Below are 24,690 nucleotides of genomic sequence, written 5' to 3'. Positions count from 1 at the left end.
ACACAGTCAGTTGTAGCTCATGGTGACAGTGGCCCTGGTAGTGACCTGTCCCGCGCCAACCGTGGTTCCCGTCTTGTAGTACTGCGCCCCCAACGACAGCACCGCCTGGCCACCGCTGACCGCGACTGTTTGTACATTGTTGGTGCCGTTGGCGCCGATGGTCTGGCCGCTGTCGCTGGCCGGATAAATGCGGACGCCTACGCCCGCCGCGTCACCGGTGCTCTTGAACAACACTGGGTTGGTGCTATCGGGCGTACCGGAAAACGTAAAGGTGGCCGACGTCGCGTTCTGGCAGTTGGCCGCCGTGAGGGTAAAGGGCACATCACCCGTACCCGGGCTGTTATTGAAGTCGCTGCTCTTTACCCTTTGCAAGGTCACCGACTTATTGACATCGCCAGCGATGATCGTGCAAGTCGATGTCTGCCACACAACATTAATGGGGCGCAAATTGTAAGCGGCAAAACCCACTTCACCAAGGAACCCTCCCGTATTTACCGATACATAGGCGTTCCCGCCAATCGACTGAGTCGGAATGACCGTAAGAGGGTTCACCGGGCTGACGGCGGTCCTCACCAGTTCGAAGTGGTAGGTAGTCTTGGGCACCGTGACATAACCAGGACCGTAAAATACAGATGAGCCACCAAAGAGGGACGCTACCGATCCTGCTAGACCGCTTTGATAATCTGTGAGTTGTCGACCGTTGAGATAGATACGGACACCGATTCCACTGCCGGCATGATCCAGCTCCAAGGTATAAGGAGACATGCCGGAAACAGCGGTTAGAGATCTCCCATAGGCCGGAATACCCCAATAGCTAGTCAGGGCCGCGGACTGTGCGTTATCGCAATACACATACCCTGTGTGACCATTGAAGGTCCAATCAGCTGTAGCGAGCACATCACCCACCGCGCCATTGCTAGGCACCGTAATCGTATTCACCCAATTCACAGGTTGTACGGTAGGCAGTGACTCTGCCGGATGACAGTTGGCCGCGAGCGCACTTTCGCCAGTCAACGTACCCAGCAAAACAAAAAAGCCCGAGATCATACGGACGGCGTTGCGAAACGATTTACGGTGCGCTCTTAACACTGGATTCAACCTCAGAAATTTGCGGCATCGCTCGATGCATGCCGCGCCCATAAAGACCAAAGACGCCCCAATTTAGCTGCAAAAAGTCGCTGGCAAAGCGTTGCGAGCAGTCATGAAATGACTCTACCGGCCTGCATAGAAAACTCATCGCATCGCTAAGGGCGCATCCTCCGTGACTGCGCTTTGCCTATTGAACTTGGCCTGCCGCTGCAGTAGCGAAACAGCAGCGGCGGGACTCATCAGATTGATGCAATAGACTTCGTATCAGTTGTAGCTTGTATTGACCGTTGCCACGGCAGACACCGAACCGGACGTTGCGGTGACGCCCGGAAGGTGCCAATACCCTGCCTGGAAAGTGAGTACGGCCTGGCCACCCGTAATCTGCGCCATCAACTGGTTATTCGTGCCATCGGCGCCAATAGGCACGCCGGCGCTCGACTCCAATTCCACCGCCACGCCCTGCGCCGACCCTGTGTTCTTCCAACGCACCTTATCGGTGTCATCAGGCGTGCCCGTGAATGTGAAGCTCGCGGTGGTCAGGCCCACATCACAGTTGTTGACGGTAAGCGTGACATTCTGAAGAGCCGCCACGCCACCGGCAGCCGGCAGATCGGACGTCTTGATGGTCGCCAGGGTGACGTTCTTGTTGACATCGCCTGCTGAAATTGTGCAGGTACCGGCGTCGATGGTGCCGTTGATGGTGACGTTAGCCACATCCGCGCCGGCGGTTCCGGCCACCGTGGCCAACCCCATGGCTAGCAATAGCCCAGCTAAGGTGCGATGCGACGCAGGCTTGCGCGAATGATTCAATCGACGTTCCATGGATATTCTCCTGTTAAAGCTGATTTGCCGGACCGGAAAGACCCAGACCTGAAGCAATGACTGCGCTGACGATGGCGCGACCCTTGCGTGCGGTTTCCGCCGCATCCGCTTGCGCATCGGACGATGGGTGTGTGGTGCCGGATACGGCCTGTCCCGCGCCCTGGGCGCACGGCAGTTGGAATTTTTCGTAATCCATGTGCTTGCCCTTGGCCAGCGGCGGCAGCGCCACCTGGATACGGCAACTGTCATTGGCCCCGTCGCCCCAACGCACGGTCAAAGTGCCGGACTTCTCGATACCGCGAACAAACACGCGGCTGGCCTGGCCGGCGACACCCACGCTGTTGCCGTTCTCGTCAAAGACGTCAGCACCGAACGGAATCGGCGTGCCGTCTTCCAGCGCGCTGTCGATCAGCAGGGCACGACCGGCCTTGGTCTTGTATTTCAGAAGGACGACCGAGCCGGCGCGTGGCGCCACGTTCTGGGTGGTGCCTTCCAGCTCTACCTCGGCGGACGTGCCTTTCGGATCGAGCGACACGGTATTGAGCTGATACGGCGACAGGTAAGGCACCACGGCATAGCCGCGCGAGTCCACCCTGGATCCCCGATTGCTGTCCACACCCGCACCGGCGGCGTCCGGCGCGTAAACTAGACCGATGGTGTCGCCTGTGGGCGGCGACAGGGTCATGCCACCGCTATGAACCACCACAGCACCGGAGGCGCTACCGCTGAACTGGCGGTAGCCACTGCCCTGACTGTAGCCGGCGGACAAATTAGCCCTACTGCCGCTGTACTGACCCGAAAGGCTGCCACTGCTCCGCCCCCCTGAGTGCGACAGCGAAGCGTTGTAATTGTAACGATGGTCTCTATCCAGCGATCCGCTGATACCCGCCTGGCTGCTGGAGCCGGTGATATCCGAGTGGCTTGCCATTGCATTGAACATCGGCGCGCGGTCACCGGCACCGAAAGGCACACTCACCGTGAACCACAAGGTGGTATCGCGGCGCGTGTTGACGATCGGATTCGTCGGTGTTGATACGCCGGGGATGCTGTCGATGGGGCCGATCGTGGAGAACGGCGAGACATACGACGACGTATCGCGCGTACGCTGCGCGGAGAAGCTGTAGCTCAGCGACTTCCACTGGTTGCTATAACCCGCCGAAAAGCTGACCTGGCGTCCGCTCTGGTTCCAGTAGTTACTGGCCGAGCCGGAGAAGAACACCTGGCCTCCACTACTGCCCAGCGCCTGATAAATACTGGCGTCGACACGGCTGCGCGGTCGCGCCACGATATTGCTGCCCTGCCCGCGGGCCACGGCGGTGCGCATGGCCACCGAGTCATTGAGGCCGACGAAACCGCTGGTGGAATAACGGTAGGCGGCCATCGCGAAGTTGGTGCCGGTTTCGACAATGTTCTTGTTGTAGGCGACGCGCAGACTGAGGCCGGTCGTACCCTTTTGGCCAGGGACCTTGTTACGCCCCTGGGTCAGGTCGGCCGAGAATGCACCGATAGAAGTATTGAGCGCGGCACCGCCCAGGATGGCGTGATACGCCGTGGCGAAATTGGCGCCACCATAGGCGGTGACATTGTTAGTCAAGCCGCGTCGATAGGTGGCCTGCGCCATGAAAGGCGTATTAAGCGCATTCGATTCGGCAATCTTGCCGATGTCCACTTCCCAGGTGCTTTGGCCCGGGCGCAGCAGCTGCGGTACCGCGGAATACGGCACGCTAAAGCGCTCAATGCGGCCGTCGGCCTCCTGAACCTCCACGTCCAGATCGCCGCCGTAACCGGTGGGGAACAAATCATCAATAACGAACGGACCCCGCGCGACCGTGGTCTCGTAGATTACGAAGCCGCGCTGTTTAACCTGCACCTTGGCATTGCTGCTCGCCACACCACGGACGATCGGCGCAAAACCCTGCTCTGACGAGGGCAGCATGCGCGGATCGGCGTAAAGGCGCGCACCGCGCAAACGCACACTGTCGAAGATGTCGCCGGCCGTATAGATTTCGCCGGCCGCGGCCTGCGCCTTCCACGCGGGGATATCGTGCTGCGCATAGGTAGCACTGTTCTGGTAGCTGGCTCCGTCGCGCTCGGTCCACGAGCCCGCGCCCTGATGCACGAGATGCCAGGAGCCGAGGTCCAACGAGGCATTGACCCCGACATAGGCGCTGGTCTCCGCGCGGCCATTCCGGCTACTGCGGTAGAGGTTGGTGTTGTAGTTGAGTACGCCTGCATTGACGCCGGCATCCCATTGCGACGGATCGACATAGCCGCGCGCGTTGCGCAGCGTGTAGATCTGCGGTACGGAAAGCGTGAGCGACTGCTCGTTGCTATCAAACTCGGTCGAGGCACCCGGGATGTAGTCGCCGATGACTCCGCAAAACTCTCCCGTAGCCGGAACAGAACGGCTGGGCACCTGGTCCGGCTGGACGTACGTGGCAACCTTGTGCAGATCCACGCCCCAGTTGGTGAGCATGGCCGCATCGAAACACGGCTGTGCCGACTCCATGCTCGCCACGTTGCGCATCACAATGTCGGTACGCGCCCGCCAGGCTTTGTTGACATAGACGTCGCCGTGATACGTGCCGGGCGCCGTAATGCCATCTTTCTCGAAGCGTGATAGGTCGACCTTCTGTCCGGACGATGCGGGGAAGAACTCTTGGTCGAAGCTGAGTACCGGCGATGGCGCTGCCGGATCGATGAGGGCCGCCGGATCGATGGGAGCTGCCGGATCGGCAGACGCTGCTGGATCGATCGGATCCACGACCGCCGCATAAGCCGGCTGCACCAACGCACCCAGGATCAAGGTCGGCAATAGTGCGAGCCGCAAGCCATCCCTTGCTACCGAGGATGTCGCACGATTGCTGGAATCCACTCGTGACACAAACTTCTCCTACGCTGCCATGCGGCGGCAACTAACCCTGCCGTCGCCCTAAGGGCACGGCATACCTTTTCTGGATAAATCGACTTGACGTAATTGCAGGACGTGGGAAGAGCCGCGCTCAAGGCGGGAGCGGTGCTTCCTTTTCGCCCAGGGCGCCGTAGTCGTTGATCACCGTAAATTGCGCGCGCGCGTTGCCACCAGGGAGCGCTGTCAACTCCTTGATCGGGAACGTAGCGTTTTCATTTGGCGCCACCATGCCACCGCCTTGTTCCTTGATGCTGCGGTCGCCGACCTTGATGCCGACACTGGCAAAGTTGACGTAGTAGGGCGTGGGGTTACTCACTTCCAACGCATAGCTCTTGCCATCCTTACCGCTGACAAGCTTCCACACCAGCTTGTCGGATGTTTCAGACGCGTTCCCCGGCAACCCACCCGGGCGAAAGAACACCTTGATACGCGTGCGGAATGCGAACTGCAGCAAATTTTTTTCGCCGGTCGACTGCGCCTTCGGCGGCACTTCGAGTATGTTGAGCCAGAACAGCGACTCCTTGTCGGTCGGCAACGGCTCTTTGGTATAAACCATACGCAACGCCTGACCCTTGCCCGCATCGAGCCGATGGATAGGCGGCGTGAGCGTAAACGGTACTTTGGCGGTATCCGGCGTCGATTTATCGTCACCGCTATCCATCCAGGCCTGCACCAGTACTGGCGTTTTACCCTGGTTGGTCAGACGCACGGTCACTTCTCTTTCCTGAGCCGGGTACACCACGCGCGTGCCGCCGATCACCACGCTTGCCTGGCTGCTTCCGACGAACATGGCGGTTGCGAGCAACAGGCCCGACATGGCATAGCGCAATACGTTAGACATACATCACCTCAAGAGAATTCGTGAAATTGGCAGCCGTTTACACGGCCGCCAACGCTTTCATACGAACAACTACGGATTAGTTGTACGTCACCTTGTAGACCACGGCCGAGCTGATAAGGCCGGCGGTCGGAGCAGCATTCACAGCCAGGTACCGCGCACCCATGCGGAGGCTCGCCTGGTTGTTGTCGATCGCCGGCACCACCACCGCAGCGGCCGAGTCGGTCAGGTTAAGGGCCGTCGTCGGGTTCGCCATCACCTGAATTTCGGCGTTGGTTGCTTCGTTGATCAGCACGTTCTTCAGCGCACCGGTGGAGGCATCGATATGCGTGTCCAGGCTGTCGAACATCAGGGTGGCGATCTTGCCGTTCTGACAGGTGGTTTCGCCCGCCTTACCGAACTTGATTCCGAACGGGGTGTAGCCGGCCGTGTCACCAGCAGCCTGCATGTCGGAAGCCGGGGTCGGGTCGAGCTCCACGGTGAAGTTACCGGTACCCTCGTCGGTGTTTTCGCCACCCTGGATGGTGCAGGTGGTGTCGGTCAGCGCACCCTTGAAGTTAATGGTGCCGCCGGCGCTCGAAGCCGCGCTGGCCGAACCGGCAACAGCAATACCCATGGCCAGCGCGATGGCGGAAGCAATCTTGAAGTTCTTCATTTGTACATTCCTTTAAGTTGAATACCCGCCATCTAGGCAGGAAATTACGGCAGGTCGATCGACCTATGGATTTAGGGTTGAAACATGAACTTTGACGACATGCATCAGGAAGTCCTGCAGGCGCTCCATCCCATGGGTACACCTGAAAGTCTTTTGCCGCTCCGTGGCCCAGCACTTCATGTCATTCAACAACCGCACCCCTTTCCTCGAGTGCGGCGCCAGTCTAGGCGGCGCGATTTCGCGCTCCTATAGAAGAAATTCTAAAGTGCGTGTAGAGACGACACGCTCTCTAAATTGATGAGCACAAAGCGTTACAGTCCGCTCCCACTTCCATGGAATGAAGGAGATAGGACGTGAGGAAACGTTTCTCGGAAGCGCAGATTCTTGGCTTTCTTCGTGAGGCCCAAACAGGCTTGTCAGTAAAGGAACTGTGTCGGCGCCATGGCTTCTCTGAGGCCAGCTACTATCTATGGCGCAACAAGTTCGGTGGCAATCAGGCCTCCGATAACAAGCGTCTCCGCGAGCTCGAAGCCGAGAATGCTCGCCTCAAACGGCTACTAGCGGAATCGATGCTTGACAACGAAGTGGCTCGCGAAGCACTTGGCAAGAAGCGCTGAGCAACGCATCGACACCACTGCTCCACTACAAGCATATGCGGGCACCATCGCTTAAAGATCTAGCGAGGCAAGGCGCCGCCACCCATGTCAGAAGGACCTGAAAGCTACTGCCAAGAGGTGACTCTCTTATGGCATAGACGACCAGACATCTGGCGAAATTAATACGATCGACTCTCTAAGAGAGTGTGCCGCGTTATTGCATTCCCCTCTTTAGGAGCTCGCCCCATATGCGAGCCGACGTGACGGTGCGTCGCCGTTATACGCGACCGCACGCAGGGCGTTCTCCTATAAAGCTCGGACGCTCTGAAATCGGAGCGCGCCTCATCTGGATTTAATCGACGCTAAAGGCGCGCGCCGCACACCAGGGCCTTTGTGCGCGCTTTCGTACTTCTTCTATGTCCGATGAATGGCTCTGTTGTCAGGCTTTGACACGACCATCGATCCGTACCGCACACGCGGCACGCATGCCCTTGTAGTGCCATTCCATTCTATTTAGAGAGTCTAAGAGTGAATTCCAATAACGCCGATGCCGTGGCTGCAACGCGCCTGGATATACGCGCGCGCGCCGCGGTGGTGGACACCTTGCTTGGCAGCCTTATGTGGCTGTGCAAGCACCACCATATGGATAAGAGTGTGCAGGCATTGAAAGCCGGCCTGCCGGTTGGGGGCATGCTGGAGCCCTCATTGGCGCTGACAGCCCTTGAGCAGGCGGGCATGACCGCTGCTGTCGCGGAACGCAAGGTTGCGCAAATCTCGCCGCATTTGTGGCCGGTGGTGCTGCTGAGGAAAGACTACGGTGGTTGCATATTGCTTAGTCATCAAAAGACCGATGGCGGCATGCGCTATCGCGTGATCTTGCCGGAGCTCGGCGACGATGCGGTGGAGATCGACGCCGAAGAAATGGATGCGATGTATGTCGGCTTCGCGATTCTTGCCAAGCCCAAAGCCAAGGTGGATCACCGTGCCGGCACACCGGAGCCGGAACGCAGCGGCCATTGGCTGATCAGCACGCTGTGGCGCTACCGCCGCTATTACGGCAACGCGGCGCTGGCGACGGTACTGGTCAATGCGCTTTCACTCGCCAGCATTTTCTTCACCATGAATGTGTACGACCGCGTGGTGCCTAACTTCGCCGTGGTAACGATGTGGTCGCTGGCCATCGGCGTGGCGATCGCCATGATATTCGAAGGTCTGTCGCGTTTCATTCGCAGCTATATTTTGGATATCGCCGGCAAGAAAGCGGATCTGGTGATGGGAAGCATGCTGTTCCGTCAGGCGCTGGCGGTGCGCATGGAGTACAAGCCGAGCTCGCCAGGTACCTTCGCCAATCAATTGCGCGAGTTCGATTCGGTACGCGATTTCGTCACCTCGGCAACGTTGTCAGCTATTGCCGACCTGCCGTTCGTGCTGCTGTTCGTTGGCGTGATCTTCGCGGTCGGCGGGCCGCTGGGCTGGGTTCCGCTGCTGCTGATTCCGATCGTGATCATTGTCAGCGTGCTGGTGCAATGGCCGCTGGCACGCATCATGAACGAGAACCTTCGCGAGTCATCACTCAAGCAAGGTGTGCTGATCGAATCGATCGAAGGCCTGGAGACCTTGAAGGCCGTCGGCGGCGAGAGTTTCATGCAGCGCCGCTGGGATCGGTTCAGCGGACTGGCGGCGGCGACCTCGATGAAGTCGCGGCATCTGTCCGGCCTGGCGACGGGCCTCATCACTTTTTTCCAGCAGATTCAGACCGTCGTGATCATTGTGATCGGCGTGTATTTGATCGAGGCCAAGGAGCTGACGCAGGGTTCGCTGATCGCCACAGTGATGCTGGCCAGCCGCGCCATCGCGCCGCTGAATCAGGTGATCGGTCTGGCCGTGCGCTATCAGCAGGCCAAGGTGGCGCTGAAGTCGATGAACCAGCTGATGGCGATGCCGACCGAGCGCAACGCCGGGCAGGATTACCTCGCCGACCATCAACTCACCGGCCAGCTTCAATTGCAGGGCATCGGCTTTTCCTATCCGGTACCGATGGGACAGCCGGCGCCGCCGCCAATGCTCAGTAACATCAGTTTCACGGTGCAACCGGGCGAGCGCGTCGGCATTGTGGGCAAGGTCGGTAGCGGCAAATCGACGCTACTCCGCCTCATTGCACGTTTGTACGAGCCCACCAACGGGCAACTGCTGGCCGACGGCTTGAACACCTCGCAGATCGATCCGGCGGATTGGCGTCATGCGGTCGGCTATGTGGGCCAGCACTCGCGGCTTTTCTACGGCACCTTGCGCCAGAATATTTTGATTGGCCGGCCAAACGCCACGGCGCAGGAGTTTCTCGACGTGCTGCGCCTGACTGGCCTTGAAAGCATTGCTGCGCGCCATCCGCTTGGCGTGAACCTGCCGATCGGCGAGACCGGTGAAGGCCTATCCGGTGGCCAGCGACAGCTGGTGGCGCTAGCGCGCGCGCTGATCGCGCGTCCGAAAGTGCTGCTGCTCGATGAGCCAGCCAGCGGCATGGATGCTCAGACCGAAGTGCGCTTCGTCGAACAACTCAAACAGGTCATGCATGGGCAGACCTTGCTGCTGGTCACGCATCGTCCCTCGTTGCTGACGCTGGTCGACCGCGTGGTGGTGATGGACGACGGCAAGGTAGCACTGGATGGCGAGAAGGCCGCCGTACTGGCGCAACTCTCCGCCGCACCGAAAGCTCAGACAACGCGAACCCCGGCGCAGGAGAGCGCGACATGAAAATGCTTGAAAGACTGCGCGGCGCCAAGTCGATCATGCATCCGGGCGATGCCGCCTATGTCGGCGACATCAAAGAGGCGATGCTCGCTCAATCCACGCCAGGCGCGAAGGCCGTGTTGTATCTGATTGCCATCGTGATGATGATTGGCATGACGTGGGCGCATTTTGCGCGAGTCGAGGAAGTCACGCGCGCAGAAGGCAAAGTAATTTCCGCCGGTGGTGAGCAGCAGATACAGAGCCTGGATGGCGGCATTATCGAAGAGATGCCGGTGCACGAAGGTGAAACGGTGGCGAAGGGGCAACTACTGCTCAAGATCGACCCCACGCGCGCCAATGCCGGCTATCGCGAGGTGCAATCGAAGGTAACCGGGCTCAAGGCCACGGTTGCGCGCCTGAAGGCCGAAGCCTATGGGCAGGTGCTGAGCTTTCCCGACGATGTGTTGAAGGATCCCCGGGTCGTCAAGGAAGAAACGCAAACGTTCGAGGCACGCCGCCGCGCACTCGACGAGAGCGTGGTCTCTTTGCAGAAAAGCTACGACCTGACCATGAAGGAACTCGCCCTGTCCGAGCCGCTGATGCGCAAGGGCCTGATGTCGGAAGTCGAAATCCTGCGCATGCGCCGCGATGCCAACAGTTTCAAGATGCAGATCGTGGAGCAGCGCAATCGCTTCAAGGCCACCGCCAATTCGGAGTTGTCACAGGCGCAGCTGGAGCTGGGGCAAACCACCGAAAAACTGGCCGGCAATGCCGATGTAGTCGACCGCACAGCGATTCTTGCGCCGGTGCGCGGCATCATCAAGAACATCCGCATCAAGACCGTCGACGGCGTGGTGCGCCCCGGCGAGACCATTATGGAAATCTCGCCGATCGACGAACAGTTGTTGGTGGAAGGCAAGATCAAGCCTTCCGATGTGGGCTTTGTCCATCCGGGCCAACCGGCCACGGTGAAAATCTCGGCCTACGACTACGGCATCTACGGTTCGCTGAAGGGCAAGGTCGAACGGGTCAGCCCCGACACGCTCGAAAACGAGAAAAAGCCGGGTGACGAAACCACCTATTACCGCGTGGTAGTGCGCACCAACGCCAATGCGCTGACCGCAGGTGGCAAACAGCTGCCGATCATCCCCGGCATGGTGTCGACCATCGACATTCGCACCAGCGAGAAAACGATTCAGGACTACATCCTGAAGCCGCTGTTCAAGGCGCGTGAAGCATTTCGCGAGCGATAACACCGCGCTGCATTGGATATCTACGAAAACCGGCCATTCGGGAGGGGATGGGCGTAACCGCTGAAAACAAGCAACGAAGAAGACCCGAAAGACGGACGAATGCGTACTCGACCAACGCTTCGGGTTTCAGGAGCAACAGAGACGTGAACGTGTGCGACACAACAAGTGCAAACCGCAACGTGGTCATCAGAAGACGACCGCTGGCCGTGGCCATTGCGTTTCTTGGCCTCGCACTGCCTGCGATCAGCGACGCCACACCCGCGGCGGATGCTGCCCCGAAGAAGTACGCTTCCTGGCGCGACGAGTTTGACGTCATCCATTTCGGCTCGTCGCGAGCAACCAAGGCGTCGTCGCCTGCGCAACCGGCGGCAACACTAGCCAAAGCTGTTGCGACTCCGGACGATGACACGCCTTCGCCTGTCGCCACTGTCGAACGCGTGGCTGCGGCGAGCACGGTAACGGCAGCGCCAAAAGCGGGCACTCCCACCACCGGGATCATCCCCTCACGCCCTGTAGCGAGCTGGGCGACGTCAGCATCACCCACGCCAGGCAAGCCGGCGGCTCCCGTGACGGCGCTGCCCGAACCGTTGCCGGTGACATTGCGTGAGACGAATATCGCCAGGATCGCACCGGTCCATACGTCGAATCTGGCGAGTGCGCCGTCCACGACCACGCCACAGACGGTGTCAGCAGCGGTGTTCTCGCAATGGCTCGACGACCAGCCGGTCGATGAGGCGGCACGCCGCAATGCGTCCGGCATCACCGATGCCCAACTGCGGCAGCGTTTTCATGATGCGATCCGCATCGCCGCCGAGCGCAGCCCCAATGTGACGCAGGCGTTGGCGCAATGGGAGGCCACCCGTTACGACGTGGATAATGCGCGCGGGCAACGTCTGCCGCAGGTAAAGCTCAGCGGCCAATCGCCCACCCGCACCTTCGGCGGTCCGATGCCAGCGAGCAGCCCGAGTCTCGGTGCGTCGGTATCGGTGAATGTCACCACACCGGTCTTTGATTGGGGCACTGGACGCAAAGCAGTGCAGAGCACCCGGCACCTCGCGGACGCGGCGGAACAGGGCTATCAAGCCACGCTGGGAGCGACCGCGCTGGATGTATCCCAGACTCTGCTGGAGCTGGGCCGGTACCGCAGCATGACGACCATTGGCGACGCCTATGTGAAACGCATGCGCTCCCTGGTCGACATGCTGGCGCAGATTTCGGCAGCGGATCAGGGGCGACGCAGCGAGTGGGTGCAGGCCAAGGCGCAGTTATTGCAGGCCATGGCTAATCGCGATGCTAGCGCAGCGCAGGTGCGTCAGCTAGAAATCAAGATGAGCATTCTGCTCGGCGACCATCCGGTTGAGTTGCCGGGCGACGGCATCTGGCCGATCCAGCTGGCCGATGCGAACCGCCTGCTTGCCGATTTTCAGGACCACCCCGCCATCCGGCAGGCCAAAGCCACCGCGGAGGCCGCGGATACAAGCGCCGATGCGCAACGCGCATCCAAGCGGCCTCGCCTGGACTGGGTGGTGAGCAAAACCGCGTTCCGCGATGCGCAGGGGCCGCAGCAACCCTGGGCCACCTCATTGCAACTGAGCTGGCCGTTGTTTAGCGGCGGTTCGGACCGCGCCGCCTATCGCGCGGCGCTAGCGCGTGTGGATGCGAACCGCCAACAGGTGGATGTACTCAAGCGCAACTACGAATACCAGGTGCGCGACGCCGCGCAGACCGCGGTGGACGCGTTCGCGCGCGCTGAAGCGTATGCCGATCTCTCCAACGAAACCCTGCTGGTGCGCAAGGCGATGTTCGAACAGTGGTACCAGTTGGGCAAACGCAGCCTGCTCGACGTGCTCACGTCGGAGACCGATCACTACAACGACATGATCGGCGAAGTCAGCAATCGGTTCGATGCGTACGAGGCGGTGTTCAGCGCCTACGACGGAGCGGGAAAGCTGGTGGATTGGCTGGGGATAGCGCGCTGATTCAAGGAAGCTCACGTCACCAGATTTCCTGTTTGCCGTGATTCCGTGTTCGTCATGAACGAGGAGCGATCGACTAGGAATACATCTGACTCACCTAAACGGCTTCCGTACTTCATTACCCAAGGAATATCCAACCATGAGCATGGACTCCATGTTTCCAGACAACACCTCGTCGCTTTCCCCTGCCATTGCTTATGCGTCAGACGACGCAGGCAACGAGCTTCACAACGGTGATGCAACCAACGACGTACGCCCCACCCTGCATGGCACTGCTGCACCCAATAGCATCGTGTTGATTCGCGACAACCTCACCAACAAGGTGATTGGCGCGGTCACGGCGGATGCAGACGGCCATTGGTCGTATTCGTTTTCAGGTGCATTGAGCAACATCGTGCATAGCTATTCCGTGAGCGCACTGGGCGGCTCGCAAGGCGAACCATTCAAGCTCGATATAAGCGGTGGTACTGGCAAAGTGGCACTGACCATCGCCTCGGCGGAGGATCACTCCGGCCATGACGTGCCGACCTACGGTCGCACTTCCGATCCGCAGCCGACGCTGCACGGTACGGCACCGCCCGGAAATCTGGTGGTTATCTTTGAATACAACACGATTGTGGGCAGGGTCGTTGCCGGCGTTGATGGCACCTGGTCGTTTACGCCTGAGCCGTTAAGCGTGGGCCCTCACTCGTATCAAGTGCGATCAGGTGGCCAAACCAGTAATACGTTCGGCGTTTTGGTCGAAAGCCCAATCACACAGACACCAGAAAACGTCCATGCGCACGACAGTGCCGATAACTCACACGAGCTGGTGGCATCGGGCACGACCGCCGATGTGCACCTGAAGCAGCTCAACGTTCAATCGCCAGAGGTCTCAGCACCGGCGATCAGCTCCGTACTGGACCATAGCGGTACGGTGCAGGGATATCTGTCCAGCGGTGAAACCACCGACGAAACGCGCCCCCACATCGTGGGTACGGCAGCGCCGGGCAGCGTGGTCACCATCATGGATGGTGACCAGGTTCTGGGCACGGCGCGCACGAATGACCAGGGTTTCTGGGAATGGCAAAGCGAGCTGGGCGAAGGCAGGCACCACTTGTCCGTTATTTCGGAAAGCGGCAGCGCCAGCGCACCGTTCGACCTGAATGTGGTCCATGGCGATTACATCCACCCCGAGCCGATCATCAATGGCGCGCTTGTCAGTAACGACGGTCCGTATGAGCTCAACCAGTTGCTTACGGGCGGAACCACCCATGACGACCGCCCGACCTTCACGGGTACGGGTGCTCCCAACAGTTTCGTGACCATCTATGAAGGGAATGAAGCGGTGGGAACGGCTTTTGTCGATAGCCGTGGTGTGTGGACGTGGACGCCAGGTGCAACCTTGTCGGAAGGCACGCATAGCTTTGTCGCCGTGACAAACGATGGTGCGCTTACCAGTGCACCCTTCGAAATCACCGTTGAAGGGTTGTCGCTTAACGCCGTGCCCGGTGCAAACGGGACCGCGAGCTTTGAGCACCCGCTCACGTTGTCGGCGTTTGATCACGCCTCGCAAAGCGACATGGCCTATGGTGGTCACACCAACGATGCTCAGCCGACCTTCCATGGCATGGCCGAGCCTAACGACTCGGTCGCGATCTTCGAGAATGGCCAATTTCTCGGCACGGTACCGGTCGATGCCAACGGCTACTGGTCATACACGCCCGACGCATTGACATCCGGCTTTCACACGCTTGAGGTGCGATCGGGTGGTGAAGTCGAGTCGATCTTCTTCATCGTGGACGGTCAGGCATCGGTAGCACCCCATATTGATTCGATGACGTTTGTCGATGTTTACGGGCATGAAGGAACCGCCACCGCGGGTGGCGGCGCCATCTACGACCACCATCCGCGCCTGAATGGCACGGCGATGGCCGGCAGTGTGGTAACCATCTACGACAACGGCCAGGCGATTGGTACGGCGACGGTCGATGGCACGGGGCGCTGGTCGTTCCCGATGGATCTGGACCCGGGTGCGCATCACTTCACCGTGAGCAACTCCAACGGTATCGACAGCAATACGTTCGGTATGGACATCCGCGACGTTCCGGCTCCCGTCACGCCGCCCGAGCCGCCGATGATCGGCCACGTGTTCGACGGTGCCGACGGCTCGCACGACATGAAGGCCTTTGGCACGACGCACGACTCGCAGGTGAAGCTGGAAGGCACGGCAAAGGCCGGCAGCCTCGTGACGATCTATGACGGCAGAACGCCGATCGGCACGACGCAAACGGACAGACAGGGCCATTGGACATTCGACACGCCGGTGCTGGGTACGGGCGGGCATGCGCTGACAGCCGCGGTGGATGGTCAGACCAGCGGTCAGTTCCTCATCATCACCCAGCCACCCTACGTCTCACCGGCGCCGGTGATCAGCCACGTGCAAGAGCATCTTGGTACGCCGAACTACCACGGCGAGTTGGCCAATGGCGCCACCACGGCCGATGGCCATCCGCAGATGCAGGGTACGGCGGCCGGCAATAGCCTCGTAACGATCTACGACGGCGATACGCCCATTGGCACCGCGCGGGCGAACAACGCCGGCAACTGGTGGTTTACGCCGCCCGACCTGGGTGATGGTGTGCACCACCTCAGCGCGGTCTCACCCGACGGAAAGGCCAGTGCGCCGTTTGCGCTTGTCGTCGACCATTCCGTACCGCAGCCGACGATTTCGTATGCGCATGACGCTGTCGGCGATTCGCAAGGCGATCTGGCCAGTGGCTCCACCACAGACGATGCCCATGCCACGCTGCATGGCACGGGTGCGCCCAACAGCGTCGTGACGATCTATGACCTGTTCATTGATGCCGTCGGCGGCTCTCATACGTCCGCCATTGGCACCGCTATGGTCGGTGCCGATGGTCGCTGGTCGTTTACGCCGGATACCACTCTGGAAAACGGATCGCACTATCTCAGTGCGGCATCGAGCAATGACAACTACAGCCTGATCTTCAAGCTCGAGGTCGACGCGGTTCCTTCGTCCCAGGGCCATGCCGGCGCGCTATCGCTGAATGACGTGCTTGGTTCCGGCGAAGGCGAGCTGTTCGCGGCAGATCACAGCCACGACAACGCACAGCTGAGCGTGCATGACATAGATGCAGCGGCGGTGGACAGCGAAGCGTTGCATGGCGTGGGTGTCGCGACGCATGACTCTGGCTCGCTCAGCGCCAACCTGGTGTTGCCGCATGAGCAGACGCATGCGCATGCCGTGATGTGAGGTAAGTGCAGGTGCCGGGCGCTTCGATGTTCTGTCGACGCGCCCGGGTATCCGCTGCTTCCTCCTGACGTACCGCAAGGAGGGGGCAAGCAGTCCGATGGCCATCGGACTGCTTCGAAACAAATCGCGGGCAGACATTTCACCTTAAATTGAAAGAGGTCTTCACAACATGACTGATCAAGTCAACCCACAGTTCACCGAACTTCTCTCGACGCCACTCTTCAACGACACCCAAGAGTCGTCTCCGAAGATCGGTTTTTATTTGTACGACAACGTTGGTAACGAGCAGGGCACCCTTTACCCGGGTGACACTACTGATGACAACCGTCCGGCGCTAAGCGGTTCGGCAGCACCAGGAAGCACGGTAACGATCTACGACAACGGCCAGATCGTTGGCACGGCCCAGGCCGATGCGAACGGCGCATGGAACTACTTCTTCACACCGTATAACGCGCTGAGCGACGGCCAGCACAGTCTCGTCGCCGAAGTAAATGGCCAGCCCGGCGCACCTTTCGTGTTTACCGTCGATACCCATGTGCCACCGGTCATTGTCGATGTGTACGACAACGCGGGCAGTACGCAAGGTGACGTGCAACCGGGCGGGACTACGGATGACAACACTCCGCAGCTGTGGGGTTCGGCGCTCCCGGGAAGCAAAGTCATGATTTACGACAATGGCCACTTCTTGGGCTACGCTGAATTTTACGACGACCGCGGCAACTGGGTCTTCACGCCGGATACGCCGCTAGGCGACGGCCAGCACAAGCTCACTGCCGTGGTGGATGGCCAATCCAGCGAATCGTACGTGATCAATATCGACACTGCCCAGGTACCCGCGCCCGCGCCGGTCATCGGCAACGTGTACGACGACGCTGGTAACCATCAAGGTGGTGTGCAGTCGGGCGGATTCACCGACGACAACCGTCCTCAGTTGCAGGGTACGGCCGCTGCCGACAGCCTGGTGACGATCTATGACAATGGCAATCCGGTGGGCACGACCCATGCCAATGAACAGGGCGTCTGGACGTTTACGCCGGATGCGGCGTTGAGCGATGGTACGCACAGCCTGGTTGCCGTGACGGATGGTCAAGCCAGCGCACCGTTCGTGGTCAACATCGACACCCATGTGCCGGCTCCGGTGATCGACTATGGGTTTGACGCCGTGGGCGCAACTGGCTCCGTGTCCAGTGGCGGTACCACCGACGATGCACATCTGACATTGAGCGGCAAGGGAACGCCGGGGAGCGTGGTAACCATCTATGACGGCGACCACGAAGTAGGTGCCGTCAAGGTCAGCAAGGACGGCTCGTGGTGGTTCAAACCGTCGGAAGCTCTGCAGGATGGTACGCACAGCCTGGTTGCCGTGACGGATGGCCAGGCCAGCGCACCGTTCGTGGTCAACATCGACACCCATGTGCCGGCCCCGGTGATCGACTATGGGTTTGACGCCGTGGGCGCAACTGGCTCCGTGTCCAGTGGCGGTACCACCGACGATGCACATCTGACATTGAGCGGCAAGGGAACGCCGGGGAGCGTGGTAACCATCTATGNGTGGGCGCAACTGGCTCCGTGTCCAGTGGCGGTACCACCGACGATGCACATCTGACATTGAGCGGCAAGGGAACGCCGGGGAGCGTGGTAACCATCTATGACGGCGACCACGAAGTAGGTGCCGTCAAGGTCAGCAAGGACGGCTCGTAGTGGTTCAAACCGTCGGAAGCTCTGCAGGATGGTACGCACAGCCTGGTTGCCGTGACGGATGGCCAGACCAGCGCACCGTTCGTGGTCAACATCGACACCCATGTGTCGCCGCCCCCAACAACGCTGAGCATTAACGGTGCAGATACTCCGAACGGCATTGTGTCGGACAACGGGCATGTCGACTATCAAGGCGAACTCTATCTGTTTGGCGACGCACCGCCCAACACTGGCGTATCCATATGGGATGGCGATACCTGGCTGGGTGGTTTCATCGTGAATTCGATGGGTCACTGGGATTTCCACATTCCCCGGGGCATAGGCACGAACGATGGCGAGCACCACTATACGGCGCGCAATAACGCCACTGGCGAATCGACCGAGCCATTTGATCTCTCGATCAGCCATACCTCCACCGGGCATGATCAGCCCAACAGCCTATCGCTGAATGACGTGCTTGGTTCCGGCGAAGGCGAACTGTTCGCGGTGGATCACAGCCACGACAACACTCAGCTGAGCGTGCATGACGTGGAAGCGGTGGCGGTGGACGGTCACGTCGCGAATGGCGTGAATGTGGCCGCGCACGATGGCGTTTCGCTCAACGCCAACCTGGTGTTGCCGCATGAGCAGATGCATGCGCACGCCGTAATGTGATGTAGGTGCGAGTGCCGAACGTGCGGATTCCCGTGATCCGCACGTTCGGGCTTCATCGCGGCCACCCCGGCCGGCCATGCCGGCCGGGGTGGCTTCTTCCCGCAGTAAAGAAAAACGCCATGACATGGCGGCAAAACATAACTAAAGGGATGCGAGAATGATGAACGACGCCAATGCACTCTACGCAGAAATAACCGGGATTCACGACAAGGTTGGCGATCATCAAGGATTCGTTCATGGCGAAACAGACGATGCACGCCCCCGATTCGACGGCGAAGCCACACCGGACAGCCTGGTCACCCTTTACGACGATCAAGGCAAGGTAATCGGTACGACACGTGCCGACAGCGCAGGCCAATGGACCTTTGTGCTACCGAAACCTCTGGGCGATGGCCCGCATTCCATCCATGTGACGGCCACCACCGACGAAGGGACAAGTAACCCTTCGGACAACGTGGCGATCACCATCGACACGTCCCACGTCGTGCCAGGGCAGCTGGTGATCAACGCCATCTACGATGACATCTATCGTGAGTATGTGGAGAAGAACGCATCCACTGGCGATGCCCGCCCGACGTTGGAAGGCATGGCGGAAGCCAACAGTCACGTGACGATCATGGATGGCGATACCGTGCTTGGCGTAGCGCAGGCCGACCCATGGGGCTATTGGACCTTCATGCCCGAGAACGGACTCGTGGCGTACATAGCCTGATCGCATCGGTGGATGGCAAGGACAGTGAACCTTTCGATATCTTTGTCGATGTACTTGCGCCACCGTCGGCCTTGACGATCGATGCTGCCTACGACAACGTAGGTAGCCCACAAGGCGAGCTTTCCTCTGGCGCGACGACCGATGATGCGTCTCCGATGTTGCGCGGCACAGCCGAGCCGTTCACCCTGGTGACGATCGTGGATGATCACGGAACGGTATTGGGTTCTGTAAGCACCGAGCCCTATGGCAACTGGACATTTCAGGTCAACGGTCACCTTGACGCAGGGGTGCATTACCTCAAGGCGATCGCCCAGTACGGCCAGGCCAGTGAGCCCTTTGAGATCACCATCGCGGATGTGCCAGCACCGCCGGTGGCGGCACCGGTCATCATCTATGGACTTGATGCGTTTGGCCCGATCCACGGCTATGTGCGCAATGGCGAATCCACAGACGGCACGCATGTGAGGTTGCGCGGGAGAGGGGCCGCCAACACCTTGTTGTCGATCGAGATGGATGGACATGTCGTGGGCGAGGTGCGTACCGACGATCTTGGCAACTGGAGTTTCAAGCCCGAGTCGCCATTGCAGGATGGAAAGCACGTCTTCACGGCTTCAGTGAGCGACGGCAGCCCAGCAGCGACGAGTTCGTCATCAACGTCGAGAGTGCACCGACGCCGAGCGGCCAGGATGGGCTGCCGTCTTTGAATGATGTATTTAGTACGGCAGATAGCGATTTTCTCATGACGAATCACAGCCATGACAACGCACAGCTTGGCGTGCATGACGTGGAAACGGCGATGACTGATATCGCCGTCGTGAATGGCGCGAGTGTTGCCACGTACGACGTTGCATCGCTCAACGCCAACCTGGTGTTGCCGCATGAGAAGATGCATGCGCATGCCGTGATCTAAGTGTCTTGCGATGCGCGCCGTCTCATAGTTGGCGTGCATCGCATGCGTTATGCATATGAGCGAACAAAGGGCTACCTGGTTGGCGCGGAATCTCAGGTGTTCGCACCTTTCTCCTCCCCCTGCTTGCCCCACGGGGAGGGTGCTAACCGCGTTCGTAGGTGAGATTCGACAATTAATCAGAAACGTTTATGGCCGACACGCTCAACGAAATCACGCCATCCGCTTTCGCCGACACCAACGGCATGCTGCATTTACACCACGCGAATCGGAGTCAGCTGGAGAAGCCTTGCCTTCTCAGGTAGTCAAATAATTCCGCATCGTTGCGGATGCCGATCTTTCGCATAGCATCGCTTTTCTGTTTGCTGATCGTGGTGACGCCGCGGTTAAGCTGATCGGCGATTTGCTTGACCTTCAGACCCGAAGCGATCAGTCGGAGCACTTCTATTTCACGGGGCGAAAGCGGTTTTTTTCCATCGCCAGACATGCCTGACACGTCCATCTCGGAGGCGAGCCTCTTTAGCGTTCCGCTGATGTAGGAGCTGCCTTTGTGCACCGTCTGAATAGCGACAGGCAATTCGTTCATCGAAGAGCCTTTGTCAATCAGCCCCAGCACGCCGAGTGACGACACCATTCGGAGAATTCCGACGTTGCTGGAGACGCTGAGCATCAAAATAGGAAGAGTCGGATAGCTCCGTCGGATTCGCTCCATCATCGTATAGCCATCGGAATGTTTGCTCCCTGGCATCGATAGGTCCGTCACCAGGACGTCGCATGGATGCTTGCCCAGATGGCTCAGCAGCTCATCCACATTGCTGGCTTCGGCCACGATGTCACCAACTCCACTAGCTTCGATGACAGCCCGCGTACCGATGCGGACTACGGGATGATCATCGGCAAGAATGATGCGAATAGACATGAATAGTGACTCAAGGCGTAGGGGAATAAAGTGCGATGACTGGAGGGCGTTAGGATATTTCAGGTATCCGCGTCGGATGTTCCATCGCCTTGCTTTTCGTCATTTTCTGACCGTCTTTTTATGGCTCACCGGCACGACCGTCGCATCTGCCCTAGAGGTCTCGCTTAACCCGAAGCAAGCACAATGGGTGAAGGATCACCCCGTCATAAGAGTGGGCTTGTACAGCGACGATACGCCGCCCTTTGAAGTGTTTCGCGACGGACGGCCCGAAGGTTTCAGCTACGACTACCTGGTAGCTATTGCAGCGAATCTTGGCTTGCGTGTGGAGCCACATAAGTACAACAGCCTTGCCGAAGAACTGGACGCGGCCTGTCGGGGCGAGATCGATGTGATCATGAATCTGATGATCACGGCAGAGCGCACGAAGTGCCTGGCCTTCACGCAGTCTTACATCCAGACGCCCGCGGCTTTGGCCGCCCGTATCGACGATGAGCGGCCGACCGTCAACACCAATCTGGCCGGTCTGCGTATCGCCGTAGAGCGTGGCTTCTATACCAACGAAGGCGTGCGCGAACGCTATCCGAATGCGATTCCGCTGGAGGCGGACAACACCGCCGATGCCCTGCACATGGTTTCCCATGGACACGCGGACGTCTATCTAGGCAACCCGTATCTCATTAATGCGCTGGTTCACAAGTACAACATCCAGGGGCTCGGCCTGATTCAGCAGAACGAGATACCGCTGTCCAAGCTTCACTTTGGCGTGCCTCACTCCAAGGAGCCGCTGGCAGGAGCTATAGATGCAGCGCTGTCCGCCATGCCACAGGCGCAGGTGCTGGCCATCAGGCAGCGCTGGCTGCCGGCGCTGCCATGGACAGCGGGCGAGCAGCCCTCGCTAACGCCTTCCGAATCGGCGGAGCTTGCCAAGCCCCTCAGAATCGGCTTTCTGGCGAACTTTCCGCCCTTGTCGTTTCTGGATGCAAAGGGTGAGCCCACCGGACTCGCCGGGGAATATCTGCACCGTTTTCGCGATGCCGGTGTCAAGTTTGAAGTGATCGTGGCGAAAGACCTGGCGGAAATGAAGGACAAGATCCACAGGGGCAGCGTCGATGCCGTCATGGGCATGCCCATCGGCACACCCACACTCAACAACGTATGGGTCTTCAGCAAGTCTTTCGCGACGGTGGCCGACGTTATCGTCACGCGCGAAGGCAGCTATCCCGTGCGCGACATCCACGATCTTGGTCAAGGGCGCATCGCGCTATCCGACCCCGATCGCATGGCTCCGGCGGTATTGGCGCAGGCACCCAATGCGCGGATCGTCCCCGCACACAACGTCTATGAAGGCTTGTCGCTGGTCAACAGTGGCGACGCGGACGCCTTCATCGGCAATCTCGCGGTGGTGGACCGGCTGGTGCAGGAGCACTACTCCGGCAGCTTGCATATCGCCGCTCCCGCCAGCATCAATGACGAGCTTGCTTTTGCAGTGCGCCCCGAATATGCGGCGGCGACCCAGGTATTCGATCGCATGCACGGCATGATGTCCCAGCGCGAGCGCGCATCACTGCGCGGCGCATGGATGGGCGTGGAGTACCGAAGCGGAATCGACTGGCACGCCACGCTGAAGTGGTTGCTGCCCCTGGTGCTGGTGCTGTTGACCGCGGCATTGGTCGCCGCCATCGGCTATTGGCGCTTGCGGCGCGAGGTAGAGGAGCGGCGACGCGTCGAGAAGCTGCTTGCGAAGGTAACGGACAACTTGCCAGCGGTGGTCTATCAGTTGCGCCGCACGCCCGATGGACATTTCTCCTTCCCCTTCATCGCGGGTGACATGCCGTCGATGTTTGGGACGACCGCCGATGAAGCGATACGCGACGAACGCTACCTGCTTTCGCTGGTTCATCCGGACGACCAGCCCGTGCTGCAGCAGGCGCTGGAGCGCGCATCGGCAACGCTTGACAACGTCGCCATCGATTTTCGCGCGAAATCCAGCGAGGGCTGGCGCTGGATCCGTTCTCGCGGGCGGCTGCATGAATCCGATCACGGCATGCAGTTGTGGAGCGGTTTCTGGATCGACGTGACCGAAGCACGAGCTCAGTCGGAAGCCCTCGTCGCCGCCAAAGCCGAGGCCGAACGTGCCGCGGCCGCCAAAGCCGAATTCCTTGCCACCATGAGCCACGAGATCCGCACGCCGATGAGCGGCGTGCTCGGCATGCTTGAAGTGCTGGCGCATACCGGTCTCGACGGCGAGCAGAAGCGCGTATTGGAGACCATCGAAGACTCCGCGCAGATGCTGCGTCAGATCATCGACGACATCCTGGACTTCTCCAAGATCGAGGCGGGCGCCCTGACGCTGGACGCCACACCCATTCACCTACGCGATGTGATCGACAACGTGCAGCAGATGCTTTCGGCGCAGGCGGCGGACAAGCAGTTGCGCATTACCAACAGTATCGACGCGCGGGTAGCCACCGCCCATCTGGCCGACGGCGTCCGCCTGCGGCAGATCCTGTTCAACCTGCTCAGTAACGCGATCAAGTTCACCCCCCAAGGCGGCGTGACAATCCTGCTGACCGTGCTGCAGGAGGAATCGCAGCAACAGCATTTGCACCTGTCGGTGATCGACACGGGTATAGGCGTTTCGGACGAGCAGAAGGAGCGCCTGTTCCGGCCGTTTACCCAGGCCGAGATCTCCACGCAGCGGCATTACGGCGGTACCGGCCTCGGCCTGAGCATTTGCCAACGGCTGGCGCACCTGATGGGTGGCGAGATCACCCTGACCAGCGCGTTGCACCAGGGCACCCGCGTGGATGTCACCTTTACGCTACCGGCCTGCCAGGGCGACGCCAAAGCGGCTAGCATCCGCAAGCACTCCAGCGTACCGGCCGACACGTCGATCATGCAGGCCGATTGGGCTGGCGCCCACGTGCTGATTGCCGAGGATCACCCGACCAACCAGGCCCTGATGCGTTGGCGCATCGAGCAGCTTGGCGTGACCTGCGACGTGGTCGCAGATGGCGCCGCCGCACTGGCAGCTTTGCGCATGCGGCATTACGACCTGGTCATCACCGATTGCCACATGCCGGTGATGGATGGCTATACCTTTGCGCGTGAGCGTCGCCATGAGGAAGCAAGTAGTTCGTTGCCGCGCATCCCCATCATCGCCTTGACCGCAAGCGCGGTCAGTGGGGAGTCCGAGTTGTGCCGCGAATCGGGCATGGATGACTTCCTGGTGAAGCCGGTCAATCTGGTGGAGTTGCGGCAGGCCACGTCACCCTGGCTGTCTGCCGCGGCAAAGCGGCTCGTAGCCGATCTGGCTGGATCGTCCGTGGCGTCGGCGCCCCAGACCCCGCCAAGAGCATCGTTGTTGCAGCGTTTCGGCTCCGAGTCGCTGGTCACTCAGATTGTGGACAGCCTGATTCCCGCCATGCGTGAGGACCTTGCCGCCCTGGACACCGCCATCACCACGGGCGACGCACTCATCGTGCGCGAAAGGCTGCACCGCATCGCCGGTGCCGTCGACAACATCGGCGAGGCGGATCTGGCAGAGCACGCCAAGGACCTGATGAACGCCATAGAGAACGACGGCATCGCTGAGTATGGCGAAGCACTCACCACGTTCATTCGTGTGGCGAACACCTACGTGGTTCAACTGGAAGCGTAGACCGCCAAAGCGCAGT

16 protein-coding genes and 1 pseudogene are annotated in these 24,690 nt (G+C 59.9%); 11 read left to right on the top strand and 6 right to left on the bottom strand.

Features of this window, described 5'->3' with window-relative positions; all coding sequences use genetic code 11:
* Positions 1 to 6: 6 nt before the first annotated feature.
* The 5 genes from ISS97_RS02220 to ISS97_RS02200 all read right to left on the bottom strand — a co-directional run bounded on the left by ISS97_RS02220 (position 7) and on the right by ISS97_RS02200 (position 6,315).
* Entirely contained in the window at positions 7 to 1,047 is a 1,041-nt protein-coding gene (locus tag ISS97_RS02220) for a fimbrial protein (RefSeq protein WP_379984722.1), read from the bottom strand.
* Between the two features lie 306 nt (positions 1,048 to 1,353).
* The gene (locus ISS97_RS02215; RefSeq protein ID WP_379984721.1) at positions 1,354 to 1,911 is read right to left on the bottom strand and encodes a fimbrial protein; all 558 of its coding nucleotides are present in this window, start codon (positions 1,909 to 1,911) and stop codon (positions 1,354 to 1,356) included.
* Between the two features lie 13 nt (positions 1,912 to 1,924).
* Positions 1,925 to 4,795, bottom strand: coding sequence for a fimbria/pilus outer membrane usher protein (locus ISS97_RS02210; protein WP_379984720.1), 2,871 nt, complete (start codon positions 4,793 to 4,795; stop codon positions 1,925 to 1,927).
* Between the two features lie 118 nt (positions 4,796 to 4,913).
* Positions 4,914 to 5,663, bottom strand: coding sequence for a fimbrial biogenesis chaperone (locus ISS97_RS02205; RefSeq protein WP_379984719.1), 750 nt, complete (start codon positions 5,661 to 5,663; stop codon positions 4,914 to 4,916).
* Between the two features lie 76 nt (positions 5,664 to 5,739).
* Positions 5,740 to 6,315, bottom strand: coding sequence for a fimbrial protein (locus ISS97_RS02200; protein ID WP_379984718.1), 576 nt, complete (start codon positions 6,313 to 6,315; stop codon positions 5,740 to 5,742).
* A 353-nt stretch (positions 6,316 to 6,668) separates the two neighbouring features.
* Between ISS97_RS02200 and ISS97_RS02195 the strand changes: the two are divergent.
* The 10 genes and pseudogenes from ISS97_RS02195 to ISS97_RS02150 form a co-directional block, all read left to right on the top strand.
* Positions 6,669 to 6,923 (top strand): annotated as a pseudogene (locus ISS97_RS02195) (transposase); the annotation flags it as partial.
* Positions 6,924 to 7,439: 516 nt separating this feature from the next.
* Positions 7,440 to 9,662: a type I secretion system permease/ATPase gene (locus ISS97_RS02190; protein WP_379984717.1), complete on the top strand. Its 2,223-nt coding sequence runs from the start codon at positions 7,440 to 7,442 to the stop codon at positions 9,660 to 9,662.
* Positions 9,659 to 10,891, top strand: a complete 1,233-nt coding sequence (locus ISS97_RS02185; protein WP_379984716.1) for an HlyD family type I secretion periplasmic adaptor subunit — start codon at positions 9,659 to 9,661, stop codon at positions 10,889 to 10,891. Before ISS97_RS02190 ends, ISS97_RS02185 begins: the two co-directional genes overlap by 4 nt.
* Positions 10,892 to 11,097: 206 nt before the next feature.
* Positions 11,098 to 12,870 (top strand): TolC family protein, encoded by a 1,773-nt coding sequence (locus ISS97_RS02180; RefSeq protein WP_379984715.1) that lies wholly within the window; start codon positions 11,098 to 11,100, stop codon positions 12,868 to 12,870.
* A gap of 136 nt (positions 12,871 to 13,006) precedes the next feature.
* The gene (locus ISS97_RS02175; RefSeq protein WP_379984714.1) at positions 13,007 to 16,123 is read left to right on the top strand and encodes an Ig-like domain-containing protein; all 3,117 of its coding nucleotides are present in this window, start codon (positions 13,007 to 13,009) and stop codon (positions 16,121 to 16,123) included.
* A 169-nt stretch (positions 16,124 to 16,292) separates the two neighbouring features.
* Positions 16,293 to 17,729, top strand: a complete 1,437-nt coding sequence (locus tag ISS97_RS02170; protein WP_404580015.1) for an Ig-like domain-containing protein — start codon at positions 16,293 to 16,295, stop codon at positions 17,727 to 17,729.
* A 146-nt stretch (positions 17,730 to 17,875) separates the two neighbouring features.
* A complete protein-coding gene (locus tag ISS97_RS02165; protein WP_379984712.1) occupies positions 17,876 to 18,475 on the top strand; it encodes a hypothetical protein in 600 nt (199 codons plus the stop codon).
* A 160-nt stretch (positions 18,476 to 18,635) separates the two neighbouring features.
* Positions 18,636 to 19,187 carry an Ig-like domain-containing protein gene (locus ISS97_RS02160; protein ID WP_379984711.1) on the top strand — a complete coding sequence of 184 codons (552 nt, stop codon included), beginning with the start codon at positions 18,636 to 18,638 and terminating at the stop codon, positions 19,185 to 19,187.
* A gap of 8 nt (positions 19,188 to 19,195) precedes the next feature.
* Positions 19,196 to 19,891 carry an Ig-like domain-containing protein gene (locus tag ISS97_RS02155; protein ID WP_379984710.1) on the top strand — a complete coding sequence of 232 codons (696 nt, stop codon included), beginning with the start codon at positions 19,196 to 19,198 and terminating at the stop codon, positions 19,889 to 19,891.
* Between the two features lie 35 nt (positions 19,892 to 19,926).
* Positions 19,927 to 20,097 carry a hypothetical protein gene (locus ISS97_RS02150; protein ID WP_379984709.1) on the top strand — a complete coding sequence of 57 codons (171 nt, stop codon included), beginning with the start codon at positions 19,927 to 19,929 and terminating at the stop codon, positions 20,095 to 20,097.
* Between the two features lie 271 nt (positions 20,098 to 20,368).
* On the opposite strand, the gene ISS97_RS02145 is transcribed toward ISS97_RS02150, so the two are convergent.
* Positions 20,369 to 21,013 (bottom strand): response regulator, encoded by a 645-nt coding sequence (locus tag ISS97_RS02145; RefSeq protein WP_379984708.1) that lies wholly within the window; start codon positions 21,011 to 21,013, stop codon positions 20,369 to 20,371.
* A 217-nt stretch (positions 21,014 to 21,230) separates the two neighbouring features.
* Here ISS97_RS02145 and ISS97_RS02140 point away from each other — a divergent pair, with 217 nt between their 5' ends.
* Complete coding sequence (locus ISS97_RS02140) at positions 21,231 to 24,674, top strand: ATP-binding protein (protein ID WP_379984707.1); 3,444 nt, start codon at positions 21,231 to 21,233, stop codon at positions 24,672 to 24,674.
* Positions 24,675 to 24,690 lie beyond the last annotated feature (16 nt).

Origin of the sequence: Dyella koreensis, assembly GCF_044904565.1 — a bacterium.
Taxonomy (GTDB): Bacteria; Pseudomonadota; Gammaproteobacteria; order Xanthomonadales; family Rhodanobacteraceae; genus Dyella_D; species Dyella_D koreensis.
The sequence above is the reverse complement of the archived record's forward strand: the minus strand, read 5'-3'. Positions and strand labels throughout refer to the sequence as shown.

Coding starts and splice junctions, on each gene's coding strand:
- ISS97_RS02160 (WP_379984711.1), top strand. CDS start 18,636: ATGAACGACGCCAATGCACTCTACGCAGAAATAACCGGGATTCACGAC.
- ISS97_RS02175 (WP_379984714.1), top strand. CDS start 13,007: ATGAGCATGGACTCCATGTTTCCAGACAACACCTCGTCGCTTTCCCCT.
- ISS97_RS02200 (WP_379984718.1), bottom strand. CDS start 6,315: ATGAAGAACTTCAAGATTGCTTCCGCCATCGCGCTGGCCATGGGTATT.
- ISS97_RS02220 (WP_379984722.1), bottom strand. CDS start 1,047: ATGATCTCGGGCTTTTTTGTTTTGCTGGGTACGTTGACTGGCGAAAGT.
- ISS97_RS02145 (WP_379984708.1), bottom strand. CDS start 21,013: ATGTCTATTCGCATCATTCTTGCCGATGATCATCCCGTAGTCCGCATC.
- ISS97_RS02150 (WP_379984709.1), top strand. CDS start 19,927: ATGACGAATCACAGCCATGACAACGCACAGCTTGGCGTGCATGACGTG.
- ISS97_RS02205 (WP_379984719.1), bottom strand. CDS start 5,663: ATGTCTAACGTATTGCGCTATGCCATGTCGGGCCTGTTGCTCGCAACC.
- ISS97_RS02215 (WP_379984721.1), bottom strand. CDS start 1,911: ATGGAACGTCGATTGAATCATTCGCGCAAGCCTGCGTCGCATCGCACC.
- ISS97_RS02185 (WP_379984716.1), top strand. CDS start 9,659: ATGAAAATGCTTGAAAGACTGCGCGGCGCCAAGTCGATCATGCATCCG.